This window comes from Gilliamella sp. A7 (assembly GCF_002142015.1).
In the GTDB taxonomy this organism is placed as follows: domain Bacteria; phylum Pseudomonadota; class Gammaproteobacteria; order Enterobacterales; family Orbaceae; genus Gilliamella; species Gilliamella apis_A.
In genome coordinates, this window is sequence record NZ_NASN01000044.1 from 1 (window position 1) to 21,027 (window position 21,027).

The 21,027-nt window shown below is 33.7% G+C and carries 21 protein-coding genes, 2 tRNA genes and 2 pseudogenes; 10 read left to right on the forward strand and 15 right to left on the reverse strand.

Translation table 11 applies throughout. The annotated features are described in order from the left end of the window. Positions 1-580: 580 nt before the first annotated feature. Together B6D18_RS13040 and B6D18_RS12630 are read left to right on the forward strand one after the other, a co-directional pair. Positions 581-730, forward strand: a pseudogene (locus B6D18_RS13040) (JAB domain-containing protein); the annotation flags it as partial. Between the two features lie 403 nt (positions 731-1,133). After that, the gene (locus tag B6D18_RS12630; protein ID WP_158092568.1) at positions 1,134-1,307 is read left to right on the forward strand and encodes a hypothetical protein; all 174 of its coding nucleotides are present in this window, start codon (positions 1,134-1,136) and stop codon (positions 1,305-1,307) included. Between the two features lie 421 nt (positions 1,308-1,728). On the opposite strand, the gene B6D18_RS09660 is transcribed toward B6D18_RS12630, so the two are convergent. Next, complete coding sequence (locus tag B6D18_RS09660) at positions 1,729-1,884, reverse strand: hypothetical protein (RefSeq protein WP_144063975.1); 156 nt, start codon at positions 1,882-1,884, stop codon at positions 1,729-1,731. A 373-nt stretch (positions 1,885-2,257) separates the two neighbouring features. On the opposite strand from B6D18_RS09660, the gene B6D18_RS09665 reads away from it, so the two are divergent. Continuing rightward, the gene (locus tag B6D18_RS09665; protein WP_086364264.1) at positions 2,258-2,590 is read left to right on the forward strand and encodes a hypothetical protein; all 333 of its coding nucleotides are present in this window, start codon (positions 2,258-2,260) and stop codon (positions 2,588-2,590) included. Positions 2,591-2,616: 26 nt separating this feature from the next. On the opposite strand, the gene B6D18_RS13045 is transcribed toward B6D18_RS09665, so the two are convergent. From B6D18_RS13045 to B6D18_RS09680, 3 genes are all read right to left on the reverse strand, one after another. Then, complete coding sequence (locus tag B6D18_RS13045; protein WP_086364265.1) at positions 2,617-2,856, reverse strand: colicin-like pore-forming protein; 240 nt, start codon at positions 2,854-2,856, stop codon at positions 2,617-2,619. Continuing rightward, positions 2,853-3,440, reverse strand: a complete 588-nt coding sequence (locus B6D18_RS09675; protein ID WP_144063976.1) for a hypothetical protein — start codon at positions 3,438-3,440, stop codon at positions 2,853-2,855. The genes B6D18_RS13045 and B6D18_RS09675 overlap by 4 nt, the downstream gene beginning before the upstream one ends. Positions 3,441-4,078: 638 nt before the next feature. Then, positions 4,079-4,155, reverse strand: a tRNA-Ile gene (locus tag B6D18_RS09680). A gap of 220 nt (positions 4,156-4,375) precedes the next feature. Here B6D18_RS09680 and B6D18_RS09685 point away from each other — a divergent pair. Further along, on the forward strand, positions 4,376-4,735 hold the full coding sequence (locus B6D18_RS09685) for a DUF4156 domain-containing protein (protein WP_086364267.1): 360 nt from the start codon (positions 4,376-4,378) through the stop codon (positions 4,733-4,735). 63 nt (positions 4,736-4,798) lie between these two features. On the opposite strand, the gene serC is transcribed toward B6D18_RS09685, so the two are convergent. The 6 genes and pseudogenes from serC to B6D18_RS09715 all read right to left on the reverse strand — a co-directional run bounded on the left by serC (position 4,799) and on the right by B6D18_RS09715 (position 12,511). Continuing rightward, positions 4,799-5,884 (reverse strand): 3-phosphoserine/phosphohydroxythreonine transaminase, encoded by a 1,086-nt coding sequence (serC, locus tag B6D18_RS09690; RefSeq protein ID WP_086364268.1) that lies wholly within the window; start codon positions 5,882-5,884, stop codon positions 4,799-4,801. Positions 5,885-6,041: 157 nt separating this feature from the next. Beyond that, positions 6,042-7,418 carry an argininosuccinate lyase gene (gene argH, locus B6D18_RS09695; protein ID WP_086364269.1) on the reverse strand — a complete coding sequence of 459 codons (1,377 nt, stop codon included), beginning with the start codon at positions 7,416-7,418 and terminating at the stop codon, positions 6,042-6,044. A 246-nt stretch (positions 7,419-7,664) separates the two neighbouring features. Continuing rightward, a pseudogene (locus B6D18_RS09700) lies at positions 7,665-8,876 on the reverse strand (argininosuccinate synthase); the annotation flags it as partial. A gap of 107 nt (positions 8,877-8,983) precedes the next feature. Continuing rightward, positions 8,984-9,763, reverse strand: coding sequence for an acetylglutamate kinase (gene argB, locus B6D18_RS09705; protein ID WP_065651218.1), 780 nt, complete (start codon positions 9,761-9,763; stop codon positions 8,984-8,986). 73 nt (positions 9,764-9,836) lie between these two features. Next, a complete protein-coding gene (gene argC / locus B6D18_RS09710) occupies positions 9,837-10,847 on the reverse strand; it encodes an N-acetyl-gamma-glutamyl-phosphate reductase (RefSeq protein ID WP_086364271.1) in 1,011 nt (336 codons plus the stop codon). A gap of 200 nt (positions 10,848-11,047) precedes the next feature. Beyond that, complete coding sequence (locus B6D18_RS09715) at positions 11,048-12,511, reverse strand: aminoacyl-histidine dipeptidase (protein ID WP_086364272.1); 1,464 nt, start codon at positions 12,509-12,511, stop codon at positions 11,048-11,050. A gap of 150 nt (positions 12,512-12,661) precedes the next feature. Between B6D18_RS09715 and gpt the strand changes: the two genes are divergently transcribed. The 5 genes from gpt (at position 12,662) to proA (ending at position 17,385) form a co-directional block, all read left to right on the forward strand. Continuing rightward, positions 12,662-13,195 (forward strand): xanthine phosphoribosyltransferase, encoded by a 534-nt coding sequence (gene gpt / locus B6D18_RS09720; RefSeq protein ID WP_086364273.1) that lies wholly within the window; start codon positions 12,662-12,664, stop codon positions 13,193-13,195. Between the two features lie 29 nt (positions 13,196-13,224). Then, positions 13,225-14,481, forward strand: coding sequence for an esterase FrsA (gene frsA / locus B6D18_RS09725; protein ID WP_158092569.1), 1,257 nt, complete (start codon positions 13,225-13,227; stop codon positions 14,479-14,481). 26 nt (positions 14,482-14,507) lie between these two features. Next, positions 14,508-15,617 carry a glutamate 5-kinase gene (gene proB / locus B6D18_RS09730; protein ID WP_086364280.1) on the forward strand — a complete coding sequence of 370 codons (1,110 nt, stop codon included), beginning with the start codon at positions 14,508-14,510 and terminating at the stop codon, positions 15,615-15,617. 25 nt (positions 15,618-15,642) lie between these two features. Next, complete coding sequence (locus tag B6D18_RS09735) at positions 15,643-16,056, forward strand: hypothetical protein (protein WP_086364275.1); 414 nt, start codon at positions 15,643-15,645, stop codon at positions 16,054-16,056. Positions 16,057-16,131: 75 nt separating this feature from the next. Continuing rightward, the gene (proA, locus tag B6D18_RS09740) at positions 16,132-17,385 is read left to right on the forward strand and encodes a glutamate-5-semialdehyde dehydrogenase (RefSeq protein WP_086364281.1); all 1,254 of its coding nucleotides are present in this window, start codon (positions 16,132-16,134) and stop codon (positions 17,383-17,385) included. Between the two features lie 70 nt (positions 17,386-17,455). Here the strand turns inward: proA and yegQ are convergent, their stop codons facing one another. From yegQ to B6D18_RS09760, 4 genes are all read right to left on the reverse strand, one after another. Next, a complete protein-coding gene (gene yegQ, locus B6D18_RS09745; RefSeq protein WP_086364282.1) occupies positions 17,456-18,793 on the reverse strand; it encodes a tRNA 5-hydroxyuridine modification protein YegQ in 1,338 nt (445 codons plus the stop codon). A 278-nt stretch (positions 18,794-19,071) separates the two neighbouring features. Next, on the reverse strand, positions 19,072-19,284 hold the full coding sequence (locus B6D18_RS09750; protein ID WP_086364276.1) for a thermostable hemolysin delta-VPH: 213 nt from the start codon (positions 19,282-19,284) through the stop codon (positions 19,072-19,074). A gap of 209 nt (positions 19,285-19,493) precedes the next feature. Further along, complete coding sequence (locus B6D18_RS09755; protein ID WP_086364277.1) at positions 19,494-19,937, reverse strand: hypothetical protein; 444 nt, start codon at positions 19,935-19,937, stop codon at positions 19,494-19,496. 113 nt (positions 19,938-20,050) lie between these two features. Then, positions 20,051-20,124, reverse strand: a tRNA-Cys gene (locus B6D18_RS09760). Positions 20,125-20,509: 385 nt separating this feature from the next. On the opposite strand from B6D18_RS09760, the gene B6D18_RS09765 reads away from it, so the two are divergent. After that, positions 20,510-20,806, forward strand: coding sequence for a DUF6694 family lipoprotein (locus B6D18_RS09765; protein WP_086364278.1), 297 nt, complete (start codon positions 20,510-20,512; stop codon positions 20,804-20,806). A gap of 61 nt (positions 20,807-20,867) precedes the next feature. Here the strand turns inward: B6D18_RS09765 and B6D18_RS09770 are convergent, their stop codons facing one another. Then, positions 20,868-21,017 (reverse strand): IS3 family transposase, encoded by a 150-nt coding sequence (locus tag B6D18_RS09770; protein WP_086364279.1) that lies wholly within the window; start codon positions 21,015-21,017, stop codon positions 20,868-20,870. Positions 21,018-21,027 lie beyond the last annotated feature (10 nt).

The window sequence follows — 21,027 nt, forward strand, 5'->3', positions numbered from 1 at the left end:
TATTTAAGCAGTGTTGATACAATTAAAGAGAGCAATATAACTATAATTGATTTGTTATATCTACCTTGCTCATCAGTGTAATAATTATAACTTTTTCATTTTTAGCAGGATATTAGTTTTTAAAATAAAGTAATAATTTTGTGAATAGTTTAATATCAATTTAGAAAATGGTGGCCACTACTAGACTTGAATCAGTAGCAAATCGATTATGAGTCGACTATTTATAGTTTATATAAATCATTCAAAGATGGATTGATTCTGATAGTAATATAGATTATTGAATTATACTGTCAATAATTTCAATGATGTTTTTAAATAAATTGTAAAATATTTAGGTAACATCCAAATATTTATAATGGTTATCAACAAAATGCTCATCTAAACATGATCGTAGTTGTTCACAATTGGTTTCAATATATTCCAATGAGGTTGAAATTGATGTATGCCCAAGTAAATCTTTCAACAATATCACGTTTCTAACAGGACTTTTCATTAGGTTTGTTGTATCAGTTTGTACAAGAGATGTAATTCGTCAAGATTTGTTATTTAATGCTGTAGGCCTAATTTCACTCATAACCATCCTTCTGTGGAACTTGAACCAAGTAATGCTAATCGAAACATGACTAGAGAGTTAAATCAAGCAGCAGAGATGTTTGAAATGAAAGTGTTGAACCATTTTGTCATTAGAAAAAGTATATATGTTTCATTTGCCGAACGTGGATGGATATAAATACTTAAAGTTTACCAACTACCAATATTATCCATTGGGAATAGTTCTCCTTTCTTAATTTATATAGGAGAACACTATGTTCACTAAAACTAGTGTTGACAATGAAATCTTAATTTTCGTCGCAAAACAGTTTATTGAATTTAATTCGAGAAATACAAAAGCACGTTAGCTGTTCATTGAACTGTTTGAACATCTAAAAAGTAATTTAAAATATATAGATGATTAGCCAGAAAATATTGGTTGGCATCAAGATAGGTATGTGGACTATAACACATCGGAAGTGCTTGAATTTATATGCCCACTGGTTGAAGAGTTTTAATCGCTTATTCCCAAAGCTAATGTTCCAAATAATCGGCGTTTAATATATCTTCTAGACGATATTGAAAAAATTGATGAAGATATTTTGGCTAATATTCAACAATATGATTTTTTTAATGCTTATTCTTATGCTGACGGCATTGTATTTAATATCTATCTATGCTCTATGGAGAATTGGTTAAGAGAACAATGGCAATGTCGTAATAGTCCAGGTAATTTTTATCGTCAAGTTGTTAGTCGTTTTAATTCATCTTATTAAGAGATTTTATCTACAGGAGATCGTGACCAGTGTATTTTGATCTGTTTTTTGGGAACTGCTAAAAAAAATAGGAAGTGATGCATTTTTGATTTTTATGCAGAAGCAGTATTAAATGTTGATAGTGAAATCATTGATAATGATGATGTGCTAATGGAAATTAAAAGCTCTAATTAATAAAATATAAATAGTTACCCATAGGAAATATACCCTATGAGTATATTCTCATTAATGCCTCGGAGATTAATTATGTATTCAAATACAAAAATAGATAGAGAATTACTTATCTTTGTAGCTGAACAATTCTTAGTATTTAATGACGAAAACCTTGAAGATAAATCATAATTTATTGATTTTTAATAAAAACTTTCGTATAAATATATCCCGTTACACTTAATTAAATCTCTGCCTTTTTTGCTAACATTCATTGTCCCCCATATTTTTTCATTCTATCCACTATGACTTTAATCATTTCAGCGCCAAGCCAACCAGCGGAGTCAGCCATACATCCAATAAATTCAGCTCCAAATTGAAGCGAAATAGACAATAAAATCGTTAATGCACCTGCAAACATTGACATAATCAGTTGACATAATGCTATTTTTAAACCAACAAATTTTTTTATTAATAATATCAAATACTGTTTTTGCTATCGAGCCAAGCGTAGCCATGTCTAAAGTAATAAGCCAGTACATCCAACTACTTGGGTCGTTATTTTGTATAGGTTTTATCTTCATGATGTAACCTCGAATAAGATTGATAATTAACAGAAAAGCGGCTCACAGCTCTTATGTGTAAGTATCATATGTATGTATCCTATTGTCGCTTGATTTGATTGAGTAAGCCGAGAAGGTAATAACATCTATATATAATTTGAAAATGAAATCGACTTACTTAAATTTTGATGATAATTTTAAATAATATGTTCTTTGTATTTGAATTCAGGTGTATATATGGATAAAAAGTATTATAGAAATAATATGTTATGGAGCATAACTATTTTAGTTATTGATATTTTTATATTATGGAAAGATATTCGTAATCATTATCTAGATTTGGCTTTCTTTATTGTTAATACTTTATTATTCCCTTTTGCTAAGTTTACAGTCGAAAATATCTTTTTAAAATACTTTCTAAGAATATTTAAAACTGAGATATTTTTAAAATCAAATATAGCTAAATATCGCTTATATGCACTTTGTTACTTTTTCTATTTTATTTTTGCGATACCATTCACTCTGTTTTTTATTATATATTGGTATTTCATAAAACAAGCCACCAAATAAATTGGTAGCTCAATTATTAGATTTAACTATATACCGATTAATTTATTAATTTTTTCCATTAAGTCGTCATCAATTAGTGCGCCAACTGTTGCTAGAAGAAAAACAGACCCAATAATACCTATATAGGAGCCGGTCATAATTGCAAAAATATAGGCAACAATCGTTACTGCTGCATAACCAACGAATATAGTTTCCGCTTTTACAAAGAATGGTCTCCAATTACCACTTGTAGTAGCCTTCAGAAACTCATTCTTCAGATCATTTATATCATAGGACGATTAGCAACCTGACTAACGACGTTGGCGCCTAGATAATAATCAGAAAATTTTGAAGAAGTATCTTGCCTAAAATCACGATATGAATCACCTTTATCGAGATCTTTAACTACAGAAACAAAATCACCATCTTTATTTACAAAGTTTACCAAAGCAATTCTTTTATAATCAGAAGGTATTTTGGTTGCTGAGGATGCATTGTGTTCAAGTCTATTTTTTTCGTATTCTAGCTTGTCCTTTTTTAGTTGTTCATCAAGATGTTCATTATTGATTATGGCGAAATTATCTTTAAATATTTTTTCAGCTTCTTTTTGAGCTTCCACTTTTACTTTTTCATCAACATTTTTGTTATTGACTGATGACCTTCCATTACTATCTACAGTAACATCAATAAATTGCTTATTTACTTCGATTTGATAAATCCCGCTCCCGTCTAAGCTATTTTTAGGTAAAATTCTCTTTGGTGAGGTAACTTTCTTTGGTGGAATAATTGGTGGTGAATATCTACGATAAAAGTCAGAATTGCGAAACCACTCTGACGCAAATCCATCTACACCAGTAATTCTCCCATTCACAATACTTACAGGCGTAGTAGTATTCGAAAAATCACCTGTCACAATAAGTTATCTGTTCTAAATTACGGTGTTTTGCCATTTATAAAATCATCTGTCCCATCTCTACAACTTTAGTCATGTGTTTTTCCCTTTTAGTTAAATTACTGTGTGAATACACAGCCATTTTATTGTTTTGTCAATCTAAAACAGAGTTTAAACGTTACTAACAAGAAAAAATATCAATATAAATCAATAGATAAAAAATGTTATTAAAAAACTGTTATGAATCAATACGAAGCAGATAACGTATTTTAATAATAAAAAAGCCCAATTTTTTTAATTGGTCAGGCTTAGTAGAGTTAATTTTAAAGATTAACCAATAGGAATGACGATGTTCAACGATATATTTCACATGTGGAGTAAACATACATCTGCTCTTCCAAATTAAGTAATAAAAAACCTCTATGTGAGGCAGTTATTCATGAACCAATGTTTTTATACCTGAAGACGCACTAGAAGAAGCAAAATTAATCGCAGCAGTTGATTTGGTAAATCTGCCCTTGATATCGTCGATAGTGATTATTTTTGCATTTTTAGCAAGATATAAGTCTTTAAAATAAAGGAATAATTTTGTGAATAGTTTATATCAATTTAGAAAATGGTGGCCCCTACTGGACTTGAACCAGTGACCAATCGATTATGAGTCGACTGCTCTGACCAACTGAGCTAAGGGGCCATGTTTTGATGTGCTACTGACTTAGTAGGGTTGCGATTATAATAGAGTTAAAATTAATTTGCTACAATTAATTAACTAAATAGGTTGATTCGGTTAATTATTGAGCTGATATTTATCATAATACCATCGTTTACAATAAGCGATATTTTTTAATCAATTATCCTGATACAATATTTTAAATTATCATTACTCATATTCGTTTATTGGTTGAGGGAATATTATGTCTATCAAAAAAACTCTTTTTATTAGTGCTGCACTGTCAATGACATTATTTTTAAATGGCTGTAGTAGTTCAGATTATCAAGCTACCTCGGCCGGCCGCCAAGTTCAATTTATTGATACGAAACCAGCAGAAACCTGTCAATTTATTGGTAAAGCTGAAGGTCGTCGCAATACCTTCTTTTCTGGTTTAAAAACGCATAGCGAATTAATCCGTGATGCAGCAACTGATTTAATGAATAAGGCTGCAGCTATGGGTGGTAACGTAATTTATAATGCACAAGATGCTTCTTTACAATATGTTTCCGAGATTGCTCCAACAGACGCGATTATGGTTGGGGAAGTTTTCAGCTGTAAATAGCTAATCAGCAAATAAAAAAAGGGATATATTGATATCCCTTTTTAGTAAAATTTACCAAAATAATTAGCCATTTTGCTTTTCAAACTGTTGCATAAATTCAATAAGGTATTTGACACCTTCAATTTCCATTGCATTGTAAATTGATGCGCGCATTCCGCCTGCAATTCGGTGACCTTTAATGCCAATAATATTCGCTTGAGTAGCCTCACTGACAAACTTCTTATCTAGTTCTTCATTTGGTGATAAAAAAGTTACATTCATAATGGAACGATTCTCTACCGCTACGGTATTACGGTAAAAATCAGACTGATCAATAAATTGATAAAGTAATTGTGCTTTTGCTTGATTTCGTTGTTGCATCGCACTTAATCCACCTAAACTCTTAATCCATTTGAAAACTAAACCTGACATATACCAGGCAAAAGTTGGTGGAGTATTAAACATTGAATCATGATCTAATAATATTTTGTAATCAAGTACCGAAGGTAACACTTTTTGCGCATAACCAATCAGATCTTCACGAACAATGACAATAGTAATTCCTGATGGGCCGATATTTTTCTGTGCACCAGCATAAATAATACCGTAACGCTTAACATCGATAGGTTGTGATAAAATACAAGAAGATAAATCTGCTACGACAGTTTTATCGGCAAAGTCAGGTTGTTCAAATATTTCAACTCCATCGATGGTTTCATTGGGACAATAATGAACATAAGCGCTGTTATTGCTTAATTGCCATTCAGACATGGGTTTGATCGAGGTTATTCCTGCATTTTTGATAACGACATTTTGCTCAATTACATTACAATATTTTGTCGCTTCTTTCGCTGCACACTGACTCCAATAGCCACTATTGATGTAATCAGCGTGAGTATTATTAGCTAAAATATTTAATGGTACAGCAGCAAACTGAGCTCTAGCTCCACCTTGGCAAAATAAGATTTTATAATTTTCTGGTACATTTAAAAGATCACGAAGATCGTTAGTTGCTTCAATCGCACATGCATCAAATTCTTTACCTCGATGACTTAGTTCCATCACCGATGCACCAGTGTTTTGCCAATTTAATAATTCAGCTTGTACTTGCTTTAAAACATCCGCCGGTAGTTTGGCTGGGCCTGCACTAAAATTATAACTTTTACTCATTGCAATTCACTTTCATCCATCAAAAAATAGAAAATCTATTTTTACACTCTATGAACCAATATACAATCAGATTTTTATCAAAAAATTTTGAGGAACGGGTTTTTTGAAGCATAAAAATACCGACAATAGTCGGCATTTGTCGCAAAGAAAATGAAATTTAGAGAGCTAGTTGCTGTTTAGCATTTTCGATGGCGAATTTTACTTGTTGCGGTGATACGCCACCTTTTGCAGATCGTTTCGCTAAGCAAGATTCTAAAGATAATATAGGATAAACATCATCCTCAATGACTTGGCTGTATTGTTTTAATTCATCTATAGTTAGCTCTTCTAATGCTTTTTGTTTCGCAATCGCTCCTACTACCGCCTCACCAACAATATGGTGCGCTTGTCTAAATGGAATGCCTTTAGCCACAAGATAATCAGCAAGTTCTGTCGCATTAGAATAACCTTGTTTAGCAGCATTTTGACAATTTTGGTAATTGATTTTTATATCTTCAAGTACTAATACCGCCATATCTAAACACGCTTGCCAACTGTCAAGTGCATCAAATAAGTGCTCTTTATCTTCTTGTAGATCTTTATTATATGCCAGAGGTAATCCTTTAAATGTGACTAATGCTCCTGTTAATGCGCCAACCACTCGCCCTGCTTTACCGCGAATTAATTCTAATGCATCTGGATTTTTTTTCTGCGGCATTAATGAAGATCCTGAAGTAACACGGTCAGATAATTCAACAAAGTCCGCTTCACCACTATTAAAAATAATTAAATCTTCAGCAAAACGTGATAAATGAACCATACCGATTGATGCATTATTGAGTAGTTCAAGCACATGATCCCTATCAGACACCGTATCCAAGCTATTATTGGTTGCAGTTGCGAAACCTAACCAGTTGGCTAACATATCACGATCCATAGGATAAGCTGTACCGGCTAAAGCACCACAACCTAAAGGACTAACATCCAAGCGTTTTAGTGTATCTTGCAAACGACTTTCATCACGCGTTAACATTTCATAATACGCTAAACACCAATGCGCAAAAGTTATTGGCTGAGCACGTTGTAAGTGAGTATAACCAGGCATAACCGCATCTTGATGTTGTTCTGCAGTTAACACCAGTGTTTTACGTAATTGATTGATAGCAGAGATAAGATGAGCAATTTCATCTTTACACCATAATTTTAGATCAGTTGTTGACTGATCATTACGACTGCGACCTGTATGAAGTTTTTTACCTAAATCACCGACTTTTTCTATTAGTTTTTGTTCTACCCAACTATGAATATCTTCAGCATCACTTTTTAAGATCTGCTGCGGATCATGTCGTACCGAACTCAATAATTCATTTAACGCTTGTTCTAACTGCTGTTGTTCATCATGAGATAAAACGTTGACAGTGACCAATGCTTTAGACCATGCAATTGAGCCAATGATATCTTGCTCTGCAAGCCGATAGTCAAAGCGCAGAGAATCATTAAAGTGTTTAAATCGTTGATCTGCTGCTTGGCTAAAACGCCCACCCCATAATGCCATAATCACCTCAAATGTTTTATTTCAAATCAGTCCTAAATAATTAAAATTTATTGTTTTTTTAATAATTTTAATGATAAGTTTATCTATAACGATACTATCGAAAAATATATACAGACCAAAGTCTGTATATATTAGGTTTTATATCTAATTAAAAAGTCTTAAAAATTACTTTTTAGTTTTAGTTTTACTTTTTGATTTTGTGGTTTCTTTCGCTGCCGATTTAGCTTTTTTAGTCGGCTGATTTTTCTTACCTTCATTTAAAGCACGGATGCGTGAAGATAGAGAGAATAGACGAATAAAGCCACCGGCATGACTGTGATCGTAAACCTCATCTTCACCAAACGTTGCAAACTCTTCGCTATATAAGCTATTTGGTGATTTCTTCTGTACTGCGGTTGCATTACCTTTATAAAGTTTAACTACAACTTCACCAGTCATATCTTCTGCTAACACTTCTGCAGCAGCTTGAAGAGAACGGCGATATGGTGCAAACCAGCGACCATCATAAACAACGTAAGCCATTTCTAGACCAAGTTGTTCGCGCCATTTGAAGCTATCACGATCTAAGATCAGTTGTTCTAAACCACGTAACGCTGTCATCATGATAGTTCCACCAGGGGTTTCATAACAACCACGAGATTTGATGCCGACTAAACGATTTTCAATAATATCTACTCGACCTACACCATGTTTTGAACCAATTTTATTCAGCGTGGCTACACAGTTATATGGTGATAATTTTTTACCATTAACGGCAACAACTTCGCCTTTTTCAATACCAATAGTGACAAATTCAGCTTTATCTGGTGCATCTTCTGGCGATACAGTCCATGCCCAACAATCAGCATTGGCTTGATTCCAAGTGCTTTCTAACACCCCACCTTCGGTTGAAATATGCCAGGCATTTTCGTCACGACTGTAAATTTTTTCAACTGTTGCTGTAGTAGGAATTTTTCGTACTTTTAGATAATCAATTAACGCTTCACGTGAACGTAAATCCCATTCACGCCATGGCGCAATTACTTTTAATTGTGGCGCTAAAGCAGTATAAGTTGTTTCAAAACGGACTTGGTCATTACCTTTACCTGTCGCACCATGACAAAGGGTATCCGCGCCAACTTCTAATGCATATTCTACTTGAGCTTTAGCAATGATTGGGCGAGCCATTGAAGTACCAAGATAATACGTTCCTTCATATAATGCGCCAGTTTTTAAAACAGGGTAAACATAATCTTTAACAAACTCTTCGCGTAAATCAACAACTTTACAAGCTACTGCGCCAGATGCTTTGGCCTTTTTTTCCACATCTTTTAGTTCTTTAGGATCTTGTCCAACATTGGCGACTAAAGCGTAAACTTCACAATCGCCATAATTCTCTTTCAACCAAGGAATAATAGCTGATGTATCTAAGCCACCAGAATAGGCTAAAACTACTTTTTTTGTTGCACTTTTTTTCATGTTATACCCTTTCATAATTTACTGACGAAAAAAATAAATGTTTTAAACACTAAGCCAAGTATATCTAACAATAAATATACTTGTTTAATATACTGACTGATTTATATTTAAGCAATAATTCTTGTACCCGTTATGCCTGATTTTCCATTAAATAATTCAATGAGTTTATCTGATTCTTTCCAGCTAGCGATATCTATTGGTCGACCTAATGTTTTAGCCGCTTCAAATGCAGAATTCACTTTCACGATCATTCCATCGGTAATAATTCCTTGAGCAATTAGATGATCTGCCTCAGCTTGTGTTAACGATTCGATTAATTGTTTGTTTTCATCTAAAACACCAGATACATCAGATAGTAAAATTAAATCTGCATTTAAAGTTTTTGCCAAGGCAACAGCTGCGTGATCGGCATTGACATTCATCATCTTGCCTTCATCGGTAATCCCAATTGAACTAACAATAGGTAAATAACCATTATTAAGGAGTAAATTGATTAAGGCCGGATCGCCTTGTTCAGCTTCACCGACATAACCTAACTCTTCAGAAATTTGCTTAACTTTTACGCTATCACCATCGGCTAAGCAGAGTCCAATACTAGCTATTTGTAATTTTTTAGCTTCTGACAAAATTGTGGTATTCGCACTACCAGCAAGGCTACCAACAATGACATCTATTTGATCTGCCGGTGTAACGCGTAAACCATTACGTCGAACGACAGGTAAGGAGAGTCGATCCATTAATGAATCAACCACACTACCACCACCATGAACAATAATTAAAGGACGTTTAAAATTTTTTTTGTATTCGCTAATAACAATAAATAATTTACTTAATGCATCTTTATTATCGAGTAATACACCGCCAAACTTAATAATCAATGGTTTCATTTTTATTTCCTATTCACTCTAATAAAAGTTCACTGATATAAACTTGTCATTATTAACAAATCAGTATCTATCTTTATAATAAGGCTGTTGTTTCATCAAAACCAAATCGAATATTCATACATTGTACTGCTTGCGCAGCTGCACCTTTTAATAAATTGTCTTCTACAGAGATTAAAATCAGATGTTGGTCTTTAAGCACAAAACCAATATCACAATAAGGTAAGCCAATTACCGATTTTAGGGCTGGCCACTGTTTTTGGTAAACTCTTACTAATGGCTTATCATCATAATATTTATTTAAAGCGGTAAGAATATCTTCCTCACTCACCCCTTCTTTCACCTGACAGGTGATAGTGGCGTGAATACCATCTTTAAAACAACCTAAATGAGGAGTAAAAATAACTTCCTGCCCTAAATGTGTCGCAATTTCAGGTTGATGACGATGAGTAAATATGCCATAAGCATGTAAACTAACCTCACAAAATAGATTATTTGTAGAAGGTTTACGGCCTGCACCACTAACGCCACTCACAGCATTGATGACAGGCCATTGCCTTTTGTCTAGTAAATCTTCTTCAATTAACGGTTTTAGTGGCAGTTGCGATGCGGTTGGATAACAACCTGGTACAGCGATTAATTGCGCATTTTTTATCGCATCAAAATTCCATTCAGCTAGACCATAAACAGCTTTATCTAACCACTGTTGGTGCTGATGTTCAAAACCATAAAATTGGGTATAAAACGAGGGAGAGTTGACTCGAAACGCACCCGATAAATCAAATACTGTACAACCATTTTCAAGAAAGAATGGTGCGATATCGTGACTAACAGAATGTTCAGTAGCTAAAAATACAATATCAATATCTTTGACCAGAGAAGAATAATCAGCCGTGGCAATTAAAGGTAAATCAACAACACCTTTCAATTGCGGGTATAAAAATCTATCAGAAATAAGTTTGCCCGCATCAAGGCTATTTTCTGATACCGTTAAAGCGACTAATTCAATATTTGGATGTTTTGTTAAATAGTAAGCTAATTTTGCACCTGCATAACCACTCGCCCCAACAATTATTGCCTTTAACATATCTTTCCTTATCTATCATTCAGATTTTTATGCAGTATAGTAGGCGATTTAAAACAACAAAACAAGAGGAAGTTGAATTTTTATTCACTTTTTATGAATTTATTTTCAAAAAGACAATTGCTGCCACGATTTTAAACTTTAGCAGTGAGGTGAAAATGTCATCCTCCTACACATTAGATCTGTAGGAGGAGGATTAATGATTATTTTAGATAACTGGCAGATTTTAAGATTGCTATGAGTAGTTCCCAATAACGATAAACACTTTGAATATTAACTTTTTCATCAGGTGAATGAGGTGAAACAATTGTCGGGCCAATGGATATCATATCCATATCCGGATAAGACTGTTTAAATAGACCACATTCTAATCCAGCATGGATCACCATAATTTTTGCTTGTTTAGAGAAAATCTCTTGATATTTATCTTTAGCTAATTGTAAAAGACTGGAATTTAAATTAGGCTCCCAGCCCGAATAGCCACCACTAATTTCGTAATTGGCATTCACTAATTGGCTTAACGAGATTAATGTTGCAACGACTGCATCTTTCGCACTATCAACTTGAGAACGAATTAAGAAATTAACATTCAGTTGATTATCGCTAATACTTACAATACCCAGATTTAAAGATGTTTCAACAACACCATGAATTTGGCTACTCATACTCACCACACCATTTGGCGCAACGTTTAATAAATTGACAATTTTACTTTGCTGTTCAACGGCGATGACTCGTTTAATATGATCACTATTAATCTCTTTTAAGGTTAATTCTATATTGGGTTCAACCTGTCCAAACTCATTTTGTAAAATAGATTTATATTGGTTAATAATCTGTTCTAATTTTGGCAAATCTTGTTTATTTAAGGTTAATTCAGCAAATGCTTCTCGAGGTATTGCATTACGTAAAGAACCACCTCTTATATCTGCTAATCGATATGAGAGATCTTGTCCATATTCCGCTAAAAATCTTGCCAGTAATTTTATTGCATTACCACGGCCAAGATGAATATCACAACCAGAATGACCACCTTTCAAACCTTTTAGCGAGAGTTGAATATAGCAATCATGTATTTCTGGCATTACCGCATATGTGATGGCAAAACTGGTCGTAAAATCAACACCTCCAGCACAGCCAGTAAATATTTCGCCTTCATCTTCAGAATCAGTATTAATCAAATAATGACTTTTCAACCAATTAGGTTGTAGACCGAAAGCGCCATGCATCCCCGTCTCTTCCGAAGTAGTAACTAATACTTCAAGAGGGCCATGTTCAACTGAAGGATCAATCAATACCGCCAAGGCTGATGCCAAACCTACGCCATTATCTGCACCTAATGTGGTTCCTTTAGCTTTGACCCAATCACCATCAACATAAGCTTGAATTGGATCAACAAGAAAATCATGTTGAGTACCTTCATTTTTTTGCGGAACCATATCCATATGAGCTTGCAAAGCAATTGATGGACAATCTTCCATACCTTTAGACGCAGCTTTACGCAGTAAAACATTACCGGCTTTATCTAGCTGACAGTCAATATGATGAGTGGTTGCAAAATCGACTATATATTTAGTTATCATTTGTTCATGATGTGAAGGATGGGGAATGTTACAAATATCATTAAAAATCTGCCAAACAAATTTTGGATTTAAGGTCGATAGCATATTTTATCCTCAATATTAGGTGGGTAACGAATTAATAAGTGGTTTTTTTTATCTAACCACTCTATAATAAGGTGCAATTTTACATCTATTTTTAGCCCATTAATATTAATTTATTAAATTCGTATATTCGATTAAAATTGCAGGTTACACATGTCAATAGAACAAACTTTAACAGAAGAAGAAATCAAAGCAAAAAAACAGCATAAAGCAGAACTTATCGCTGAGAAGAAAAAATTCAATGTCACTTGGGAAATGCTACAAGCTTATGGTCGTCAGCTTTCTGAGAGATTATTACCCGCCAATCAATGGAAAGGCATCATCGCTGTTAGCCGTGGTGGCTTAGTACCAGCAGCTATTCTAGCTCGTGAACTTAGTATTCGTTATGTCGATACAGTTTGTATTTCTAGTTATGATCATGATCATCAACGTGAGAAATTAATTTTAAAACAAGCAAACGGTGATGGTGAAGGTTTTATTGTTGTCGACGATTTAGTTGATACTGGTAGCACAGCACATACCATCCGTGAAATGTATCCTAAGGCTCACTTTGTCACAATTTTTGCTAAACCCGCAGGTAAACCACTAGTTGATGATTATGTTGTCGATATCGCACAAGATACATGGATTGAACAACCATGGGATACTGGTGTTATGTTTGTTAAACCAATCTGTGATAATAAATAATGATTCAATATAATTAGGTTGCTATGGTTATGACGGAAAACCTTTCTGAAAAGATATTCAAACCACAATATGACTACCCTGAAACATCATCGCTAATCAATCGTCTTGATAGCAGCAATGGCAGCAGTATTAGTCCTCTTGATGGTGAAATTGATTCAAAATGGTATCGAATTATTAACCCTCTTTTATGGTATTGGCGCGGTCTACCTAAGTTAGAAATCGAAGCGGTTTTATCAAGAATTGCCATCTCAACTAAGCGCCATACTAATGATAAATGGTTGGATTCAGTTATTGGTTATCAATCTGGCAACTGGATATATGAGTTTTTAAATCAAGCTGCAATGTGGCAAGCTAAAGCTGATAATGCAGCTCAATCTAGTTTAACTGAAGAATCCAAAAATAGCTTACATCAGGATTATCTTATTGCCAGCGAATACGCCAGCATTGCCAGTTATCCTCATTTTAAAAATGATGAGTTAGCGATGTATGCCCAAACCTGTGCCTATCAATCATATATGAAGGCACTTGAATATTCACCATATTCAACTAAACAGTTAGAATTTAAGGTTGAAAAGCGGGTGATTAAATCCATTTTGCATTTACCAAAAAATAGTAATAGTGGAGTTTGCCCTGTTGTTTTAGTCTGCAATGGTTTAGGTAATTTACAAATTGATTACTATCGTTATTTTAGTGAGTATTTAGCTCCACAAGGTTTTGCTATGTTAACTGTCGATTTACCTACCGTTGGATATAGTCGTAATTTTGTATTGAGTCAAAATAGTAGCCAAATTCATCAAGCAGTGATCGAACAACTATCATCGGTTCCATGGGTAGATAGCAATCGAGTGATTGTTGCTGGATTCCGCTTTGGTTCACATATTGCAACACGGCTTGCCTATTTAATGCCTAATAAAATTAAAGGGTTATTTAATTTTACTCCATTTGTACACCAACTATTTGTTGATAAGGCATTGCAACAAAATCTACCTAATAGCTACAAAGATATGCTAGCTAGTCGTTTAGGTTTAACTTCTGTATCAAATCAACAATTAGCAGCCGAATTGAATTATTTTTCTCTTAAGAATCAAGGATTATTAACCCATTCTTGTCCTGTACCAGTTATGAATATTATCTTTGAAGATGATAAATTAAGTAATTTGAGTGAAGCGAAATTAATTCAATCAGCAAAACAAAGCAAAATTGTCACAATCCCCAAAACACCATTACAAAAAGGTTTACAAAACGCTTTTACTCAATCAGTTAAATGGATGGAGTCTATTTTGTAATAGCTAATTTAAATAAGAGTATTGCTATGAAGAATAAAAAACAACAAACTGTCGTTGTTAAGCTAGGTACTAGCGTTTTAACCGATGGTACTAAACAGTTAGACCGAGCGAGAATAGTAGAACTGATTCGACAATGTTCTTATTTACATCAAATGGGCCATAAAATTATTATTGTGACTTCGGGCGCCATTGCTGCTGGTCGAGAATACCTCAACTATCCTAACCTACCCAATACTGTTGCCACTAAACAATTACTTGCTTCAGTTGGTCAAAGTAAATTAATCCAACTTTGGGAGCAGTTGTTTTCGATATATAAAATTTATATTGGGCAAATGCTATTAACTCGCGCAGATCTTGAAGATCGTGAACGCTTTTTAAATGCTCAAGATGCATTAAAAGCGATGCTAGAGAATAATATTGTCCCAGTGATTAATGAAAATGATGCTGTCGCTACTGCTGAAATTAAAGTTGGTGATAACGATAATTTATCAGCACTGGCCGCAATTTTAGCTGAAGCAGATAAATTGATATTACTTACCGATATTGAAGGTTTATATACTGCCGATCCAAGAAGCGATAGCAATGCTCAATTGATAAAAGAAGTGACTCAGATTAATGATGAGTTGCGCAGCATCGCCGGTGATAGTGTTTCAGGTTTAGGAACCGGTGGCATGAGCACCAAAATTCAAGCGGCCGAAGTAGCTGGGAGTGCAGGTATAGAAGTAATTATTGCTGCAGGAAATAAAGCCAATGTGATTGTTGATGCAGTCAATAATCAATCGGTTGGCACCCGTTTTTTACCACAAAAAACACCTTTGGAGCATCGCAAACATTGGCTATATGGCGCACCAAACGTAGGCAAAGTGATACTTGATGATGGTGCGATTAACGCCATTTTAAATAATGGTAGTTCGCTGTTACCAAAAGGCATTATCGCAGTTGAAAAAGATTTTTCACGAGGTGAAGTCATTAATATTTGTGATAAATCTGGTAAGCAAATAGCTCGAGGAGTCAGTCGTTATAATAGTGATGCATTACGACAAATAGCAGGACATCATTCACAAGAAATTAGCCAAATAATTGGTTATGAATATGGAGCTGTTGCCGTACATCGAAATGATATGATTATTAAATAACAAATATAAGGATAAAAGAAAAAAAATGAAATTACAAACACCAAAAATAATTTATGCTCGTCGTTTAGTAATATTTCGTATCATTGTTTTGATTGTTGCAGCAATATTTCTTTATCACATTGCTCCTGATTTGTGGTTTAATTTTGTTATTTTTTTATTTGCAATAATCGTATTAATTGTTAGATATTTTATGGTATATGTCACAATAGGTGAAAACTTCATTACATGCAGACCAATTATGATACAAAGCCAAATAAATGTACCATTTGATTTAATAAAATCGATAAAATATGAACCGAAAAAAATTTTTATAAACTACACCGACGAGATGGATGGAAAAGAATCAATTTTAAAAATATCTTTAGAAGTGTTAGAAGCTAATTCTAAGACAGAACTTTTAGATATTTTAAAAATAGTATTGAAAGATAAAACTCTATAGATTAATAATTTTTAATTTAATGAAGAATATATTTATTAATTAAAACTTTCAAAATACAATTTAGAGATAACGATGATGTTACAACAATTGGGAAAAGCAGCCAAACTTGCTTCATATCAATTAGCACAATGCTCAACAAAAATTAAAAATCAGGCTTTAATTCATATCGCCGATTTATTAGAACTAAATGCTAATGAGATTCTTAATGCTAATCAGAAAGATATGGCTATGGCAAAAGAACAAGGATTGAGCGAGGCAATACTTGATCGTCTGTTATTAACTTCCGAACGATTATCATCTATTGCTAATGATGTTCGAAATGTTGTTTCTTTAACCGATCCAATTGGCCAAGTTATTGATGGTTCGACATTAGCAAGCGGATTAAAGTTACAACGTCACAGGGTCCCGTTAGGTGTGATTGGTGTTATCTATGAAGCTCGTCCTAATGTGACTGTTGATATTGCGGCTCTCTGCTTAAAAACCGGCAATGCAGCTATACTGCGTGGAGGTAAAGAGACGGTTAATACCAATGCCGCTATTATAGCTATCATTCAGCAAGCTTTAAAACAAGTCGGTTTACCTGAAACAGCAATTCAATCTATCGATAATCCTGATCGCAAATATATCACTGAATTACTCAAGCTCGATAAATATGTTGATATGATTATTCCTCGCGGTGGCGCAGCATTACACAAACTTTGTCGAGAACATTCAACCATACCAGTTATTACTGGTGGTATTGGTGTTTGCCATATTTTTGTCGACGAAAGTGCTGATTTTGATAAAGCGCTATCAATAATACTTAATGCCAAAACCCAGCGACCAAGTACCTGTAATACCGTTGAAACATTACTTGTTCATACTGAAATTGCCAATACTTTTTTACCAAAACTTAGCCAAATCATGGCCGATAATCGAGTGATATTTCATGCCGATCCCGATGCTTATAAAATTTTAAATGCTGGGGTGGCAAATGTTTTTGCCGTTGAGGATGATGAACTAAGACAAGAGTGGCTTTCCAAAGATCTGAATATTGTCATTGTTGATTCATTGGAATTGGCGGTGGAACATATTCGAGAATATGGTAGTGGTCATTCAGAAGCCATTTTAACGCGTAGCCTTGTAAATGCAGAACAATTCGTTAACTTAGTCGATGCTGCTGCAGTTTATGTTAATGCATCGACCCGATTCACCGATGGTGCACAATTCGGTTTAGGAGCTGAAGTTGCAGTTAGTACGCAAAAATTACATGCCAGAGGACCAATGGGCCTTGAAGCGTTAACAACGTATAAATGGATTGGTTATGGCGAAGATTTAATTCGTCAGTAGTGATAACAACTAACTGTTCATAAACCTGAACAGTTAGTTATATAGTTATTAGTTATATAAGTTAAATAGATTAATCAAAATTACGCATTAAAAGCGCATAATTTAAATCAATATCTTTGGCGATTGGAATATAAACAATGTGACCATCACCAAGTCCTGCCGGAACCGGTTGACCTTTTTTATTTTCCATTCGTTCAATAATAAAGGTCATATTACCTTTAGGGGTCATCATTTCAACACTATCCCCTACTGAAAATTTATTTTTAACAATAATTTCAGCTAAGCCATTTAGACGTTGACCACTAAACTCACCAACAAATTGTTGTCTATCAGATACAGAATGACTATGCACATAGTTTTGCATATCTTCATGTTTATGGCGACGTAAAAAGCCTTCGGTATATCCTCGATGAGCTAAAGAATCAAGTTCAGCTAACAGGCGTGGATCAAATGGTTTACCTTCACTGGCGGCATCAATAGCTTGACGATAGACTTGCGCAGTTCGAGCACAGTAATAAAACGATTTGGTTCGACCTTCAATTTTTAATGAATGTACGCCAATCTTTGTCAGATCTTCGACTAATTCAACTGCTCTTAAATCTTTTGAATTCATGATATAAGTACCATGTTCATCTTCAAAAGCTTGCATATATTCGCCAGGACGACCAGATTCTTCTAACATAAAGACCTGATTGGTTGTTGTACCAATACCTAATGTTGGTTCAACTTGTTGTACAGGGATCGGCTCACATTTATGGACTATTTGCCCTACTTCATCCTCTTTGCCCTCAGATACTTTATATTCCCAACGACAAGCATTAGTACAAGTACCTTGATTTGAGTCACGTTTATTAATATAACCAGATAATAAGCAACGTCCTGAATAGGCCATACACAGCGCACCATGAATAAAAACTTCAAGCTCCATTTCTGGTATTTTTTCACGAATTTCTTTAATTTCATCCAGCGATAATTCTCGAGATAGCACCACCCGAGTTAATCCCATCTTGTGCCAGAATTTTACTGTTGCCCAATTAACGGCATTTGATTGTACAGATAGATGAATTTCCATTTCCGGAAAATGTTCACGAACCAACATAATTAAACCAGGATCAGACATAATAAACGCATCTGGTTTCATATTAACAATTGGTTCTAAATCACGAATAAAGGTTTTTAATTTTGAATTATGAGGGGCAATATTAACTACCACATAAAACTTTTTACCTTGAGCATGAGCTTCGTTGATCCCAATAGCGAGATTTTCATGATTAAATTCATTATTGCGCACTCGCAAACTGTAGCGTGGTTGCCCTGCATAAACTGCATCAGCACCATAAGCAAATGCGTAACGCATATTTTTAAGAGAACCAGCTGGTGAAAGTAATTCTGGTTTTGGATATAACATTGTCATTAAAAAATGCCTCTGATTTCAAGTCAGTATTACCTTATAAGGCAATAGGTTAAGCAAAATAGGATGGGCATTTTACGCTTTAGCTATCAGATTGGCAAATTTATTATTATAACAATCAATAATAGCTTAATAGCTATCAAAACAATTTAGAAAAAGTTTTTAATAATACCCAATTATCTTCCCTCAATGACTGTATAATTAATGTAAATAGTGGTTATTTATGTTGGAAATATTCAATAGTGATTTATAATCTGATTGGTTAAACTAAACAATTAATCTAAGTCATTTATATCTTCGGGAACCAGTCCAATCAGAGGTAAATATTCATGCCAACGATACTCCCTTATCGGCATTGGGTTAGCATTGTCAAAATATAAAACTAATGCAGGTTTGATACCATTCCAATTATCGACAAACTCATAGCGTATTAGATACCCGTGCGAAATCAGTTTTTTGGCTTTAGCATGATAATTAAAATATGCCATGTTTTATCCTGTTTCTTGATAAACGTTATAAGTGGGCATAACTCAATCAATGTTTTACACTAAATGATGAGTACTTATTTGATTGTTTAATTGATTAATGATTTAATAAATAACATTAAAAATCGAAAATATTTTTACAATTACAAAAATACCTGAACTACAAATGGACTTTAATGATGATATTCAGCTTTAAGATTACTAAAGAATGATTATTTTGATTCATCTTTTAACATTTCCAAACAATCTTTACTATCTATAGCAAAAGAAAATAAATATTTACCATTTTCTTCATTATACATGTATTTAAAAATCGCCCCTTTATTTATTGCTTTTTTTGTACTTTCTTCAGTACAAAGAAGGTTTCTTACAGTCAAAAAAAGTTTATTTTCAACAAAACCCATTTCTAAATCTTCAAAATTAATATTAAAAATTGTCATTTTGTAAACTATTGTATTTTTATATGCCATAGTTGAATCTAAAATGGTAAACTGATCTAACTGATATGGAGTATTTTTATTTATTTCTTTTGACATGGTAACTAACTGCTTTTCAATATTTTTTTTATCAAATAGGTCAAATTGATTAATAAAAAAGAAAACTGCTACTGAAGCAATAATAAATGATAACCAATATCTAAGTTTTTCTACCGTCATAATAATACTCAATTCGCTATAATTATCATTAACTATATCATATAAAGAATAAATATCTCTATTAACTTGATAGTTTATTCGAGCAAATACTGTAGGTAACTTATCGATTTTAATGGAGGCGCGTCCCGGAGTCGAACCGAGGTAGACGGATTTGCAATCCGCAGCATGGCCACTCTGCCAACGCGCCGAAGAGGTCTATCTGAATAGGTGGCAAATATTAGCATTGGCTTACCTTATCGTCAAGTTTTAATAGGTTATAAATACAGCAGTCGCATAGAATATTTAAAATGTCCAAAATATAGGGCATAAAAACCGATCAGCTTAATCTATATAGCTTTTTTACGACTAAAATCAAAAAAATTTTGAGGAACGGCCTTTTCTAAGCAAAAATTTAGACATAATTTCAAATAAACCCTTTGTTTTTTTTATAAAAATTTGATCTCGCTAACAACGTTTAAATTTAAACAAAGTAATATATTATTTTCAATTGAAATGCATTTATTGCTTGAAAGTTAGATCTTTTAGTATAAAAATACCTTTGTTTTAATAGTATTTATTTTTAAGGAATGGAAATGTTTAAAAAACTATTAGCTGTATTATTATTAAGTTTTGCGTTAATTGGTTGTGGTGATGATTCACCTAAAATTGATCTTACAACACCAGAGACTTTTACTAATTCTATTAAAGCAGCCAGTGACAAATTAAGTGATAAAGATAAAATGGCTTTTAGTCGAGCAATCATTAAAGTAACAGCTGCTGCAGCAATGAACCCCGACAATGCGGGTAATGAAGCAAAAACAACTGAAGAAATCAAAAGTAAACTTCATGGTAAAACAGCTGAAGAAATTATCAACAAATTTGATAAATAATCTTATCTGATTAACTTAAAGCCCGCATTATGAAGTGACCCCATAAAGTTGGACACTTTGATTAAGCGGCTTGTAAGGCCTGATTTCGATATTCAACCGGAGTCAGGCCTTTTAATTTGGCTTTAATCCGTTTGGTGTTGTAGTATTCTATATATTCTTCTATTTTTTCAATCAATTTATCTGCATCTTCAAAGCATTGTCCATGATACATTTCTGATTTT

Coding starts and splice junctions, on each gene's coding strand:
- B6D18_RS09660 (WP_144063975.1), bottom strand. CDS start 1,884: ATGTCAATGTTTGCAGGTGCATTAACGATTTTATTGTCTATTTCGCTT.
- B6D18_RS09665 (WP_086364264.1), top strand. CDS start 2,258: ATGGATAAAAAGTATTATAGAAATAATATGTTATGGAGCATAACTATT.
- B6D18_RS09685 (WP_086364267.1), top strand. CDS start 4,376: ATGTCTATCAAAAAAACTCTTTTTATTAGTGCTGCACTGTCAATGACA.
- serC (WP_086364268.1), bottom strand. CDS start 5,884: ATGAGTAAAAGTTATAATTTTAGTGCAGGCCCAGCCAAACTACCGGCG.
- argH (WP_086364269.1), bottom strand. CDS start 7,418: ATGGCATTATGGGGTGGGCGTTTTAGCCAAGCAGCAGATCAACGATTT.
- argB (WP_065651218.1), bottom strand. CDS start 9,763: ATGAAACCATTGATTATTAAGTTTGGCGGTGTATTACTCGATAATAAA.
- argC (WP_086364271.1), bottom strand. CDS start 10,847: ATGTTAAAGGCAATAATTGTTGGGGCGAGTGGTTATGCAGGTGCAAAA.
- B6D18_RS09715 (WP_086364272.1), bottom strand. CDS start 12,511: ATGCTATCGACCTTAAATCCAAAATTTGTTTGGCAGATTTTTAATGAT.
- gpt (WP_086364273.1), top strand. CDS start 12,662: ATGTCAATAGAACAAACTTTAACAGAAGAAGAAATCAAAGCAAAAAAA.
- frsA (WP_158092569.1), top strand. CDS start 13,225: ATGACGGAAAACCTTTCTGAAAAGATATTCAAACCACAATATGACTAC.
- proB (WP_086364280.1), top strand. CDS start 14,508: ATGAAGAATAAAAAACAACAAACTGTCGTTGTTAAGCTAGGTACTAGC.
- B6D18_RS09735 (WP_086364275.1), top strand. CDS start 15,643: ATGAAATTACAAACACCAAAAATAATTTATGCTCGTCGTTTAGTAATA.
- proA (WP_086364281.1), top strand. CDS start 16,132: ATGTTACAACAATTGGGAAAAGCAGCCAAACTTGCTTCATATCAATTA.
- yegQ (WP_086364282.1), bottom strand. CDS start 18,793: ATGTTATATCCAAAACCAGAATTACTTTCACCAGCTGGTTCTCTTAAA.
- B6D18_RS09750 (WP_086364276.1), bottom strand. CDS start 19,284: ATGGCATATTTTAATTATCATGCTAAAGCCAAAAAACTGATTTCGCAC.
- B6D18_RS09755 (WP_086364277.1), bottom strand. CDS start 19,937: ATGACGGTAGAAAAACTTAGATATTGGTTATCATTTATTATTGCTTCA.
- B6D18_RS09765 (WP_086364278.1), top strand. CDS start 20,510: ATGTTTAAAAAACTATTAGCTGTATTATTATTAAGTTTTGCGTTAATT.
- B6D18_RS09770 (WP_086364279.1), bottom strand. CDS start 21,017: ATGTATCATGGACAATGCTTTGAAGATGCAGATAAATTGATTGAAAAA.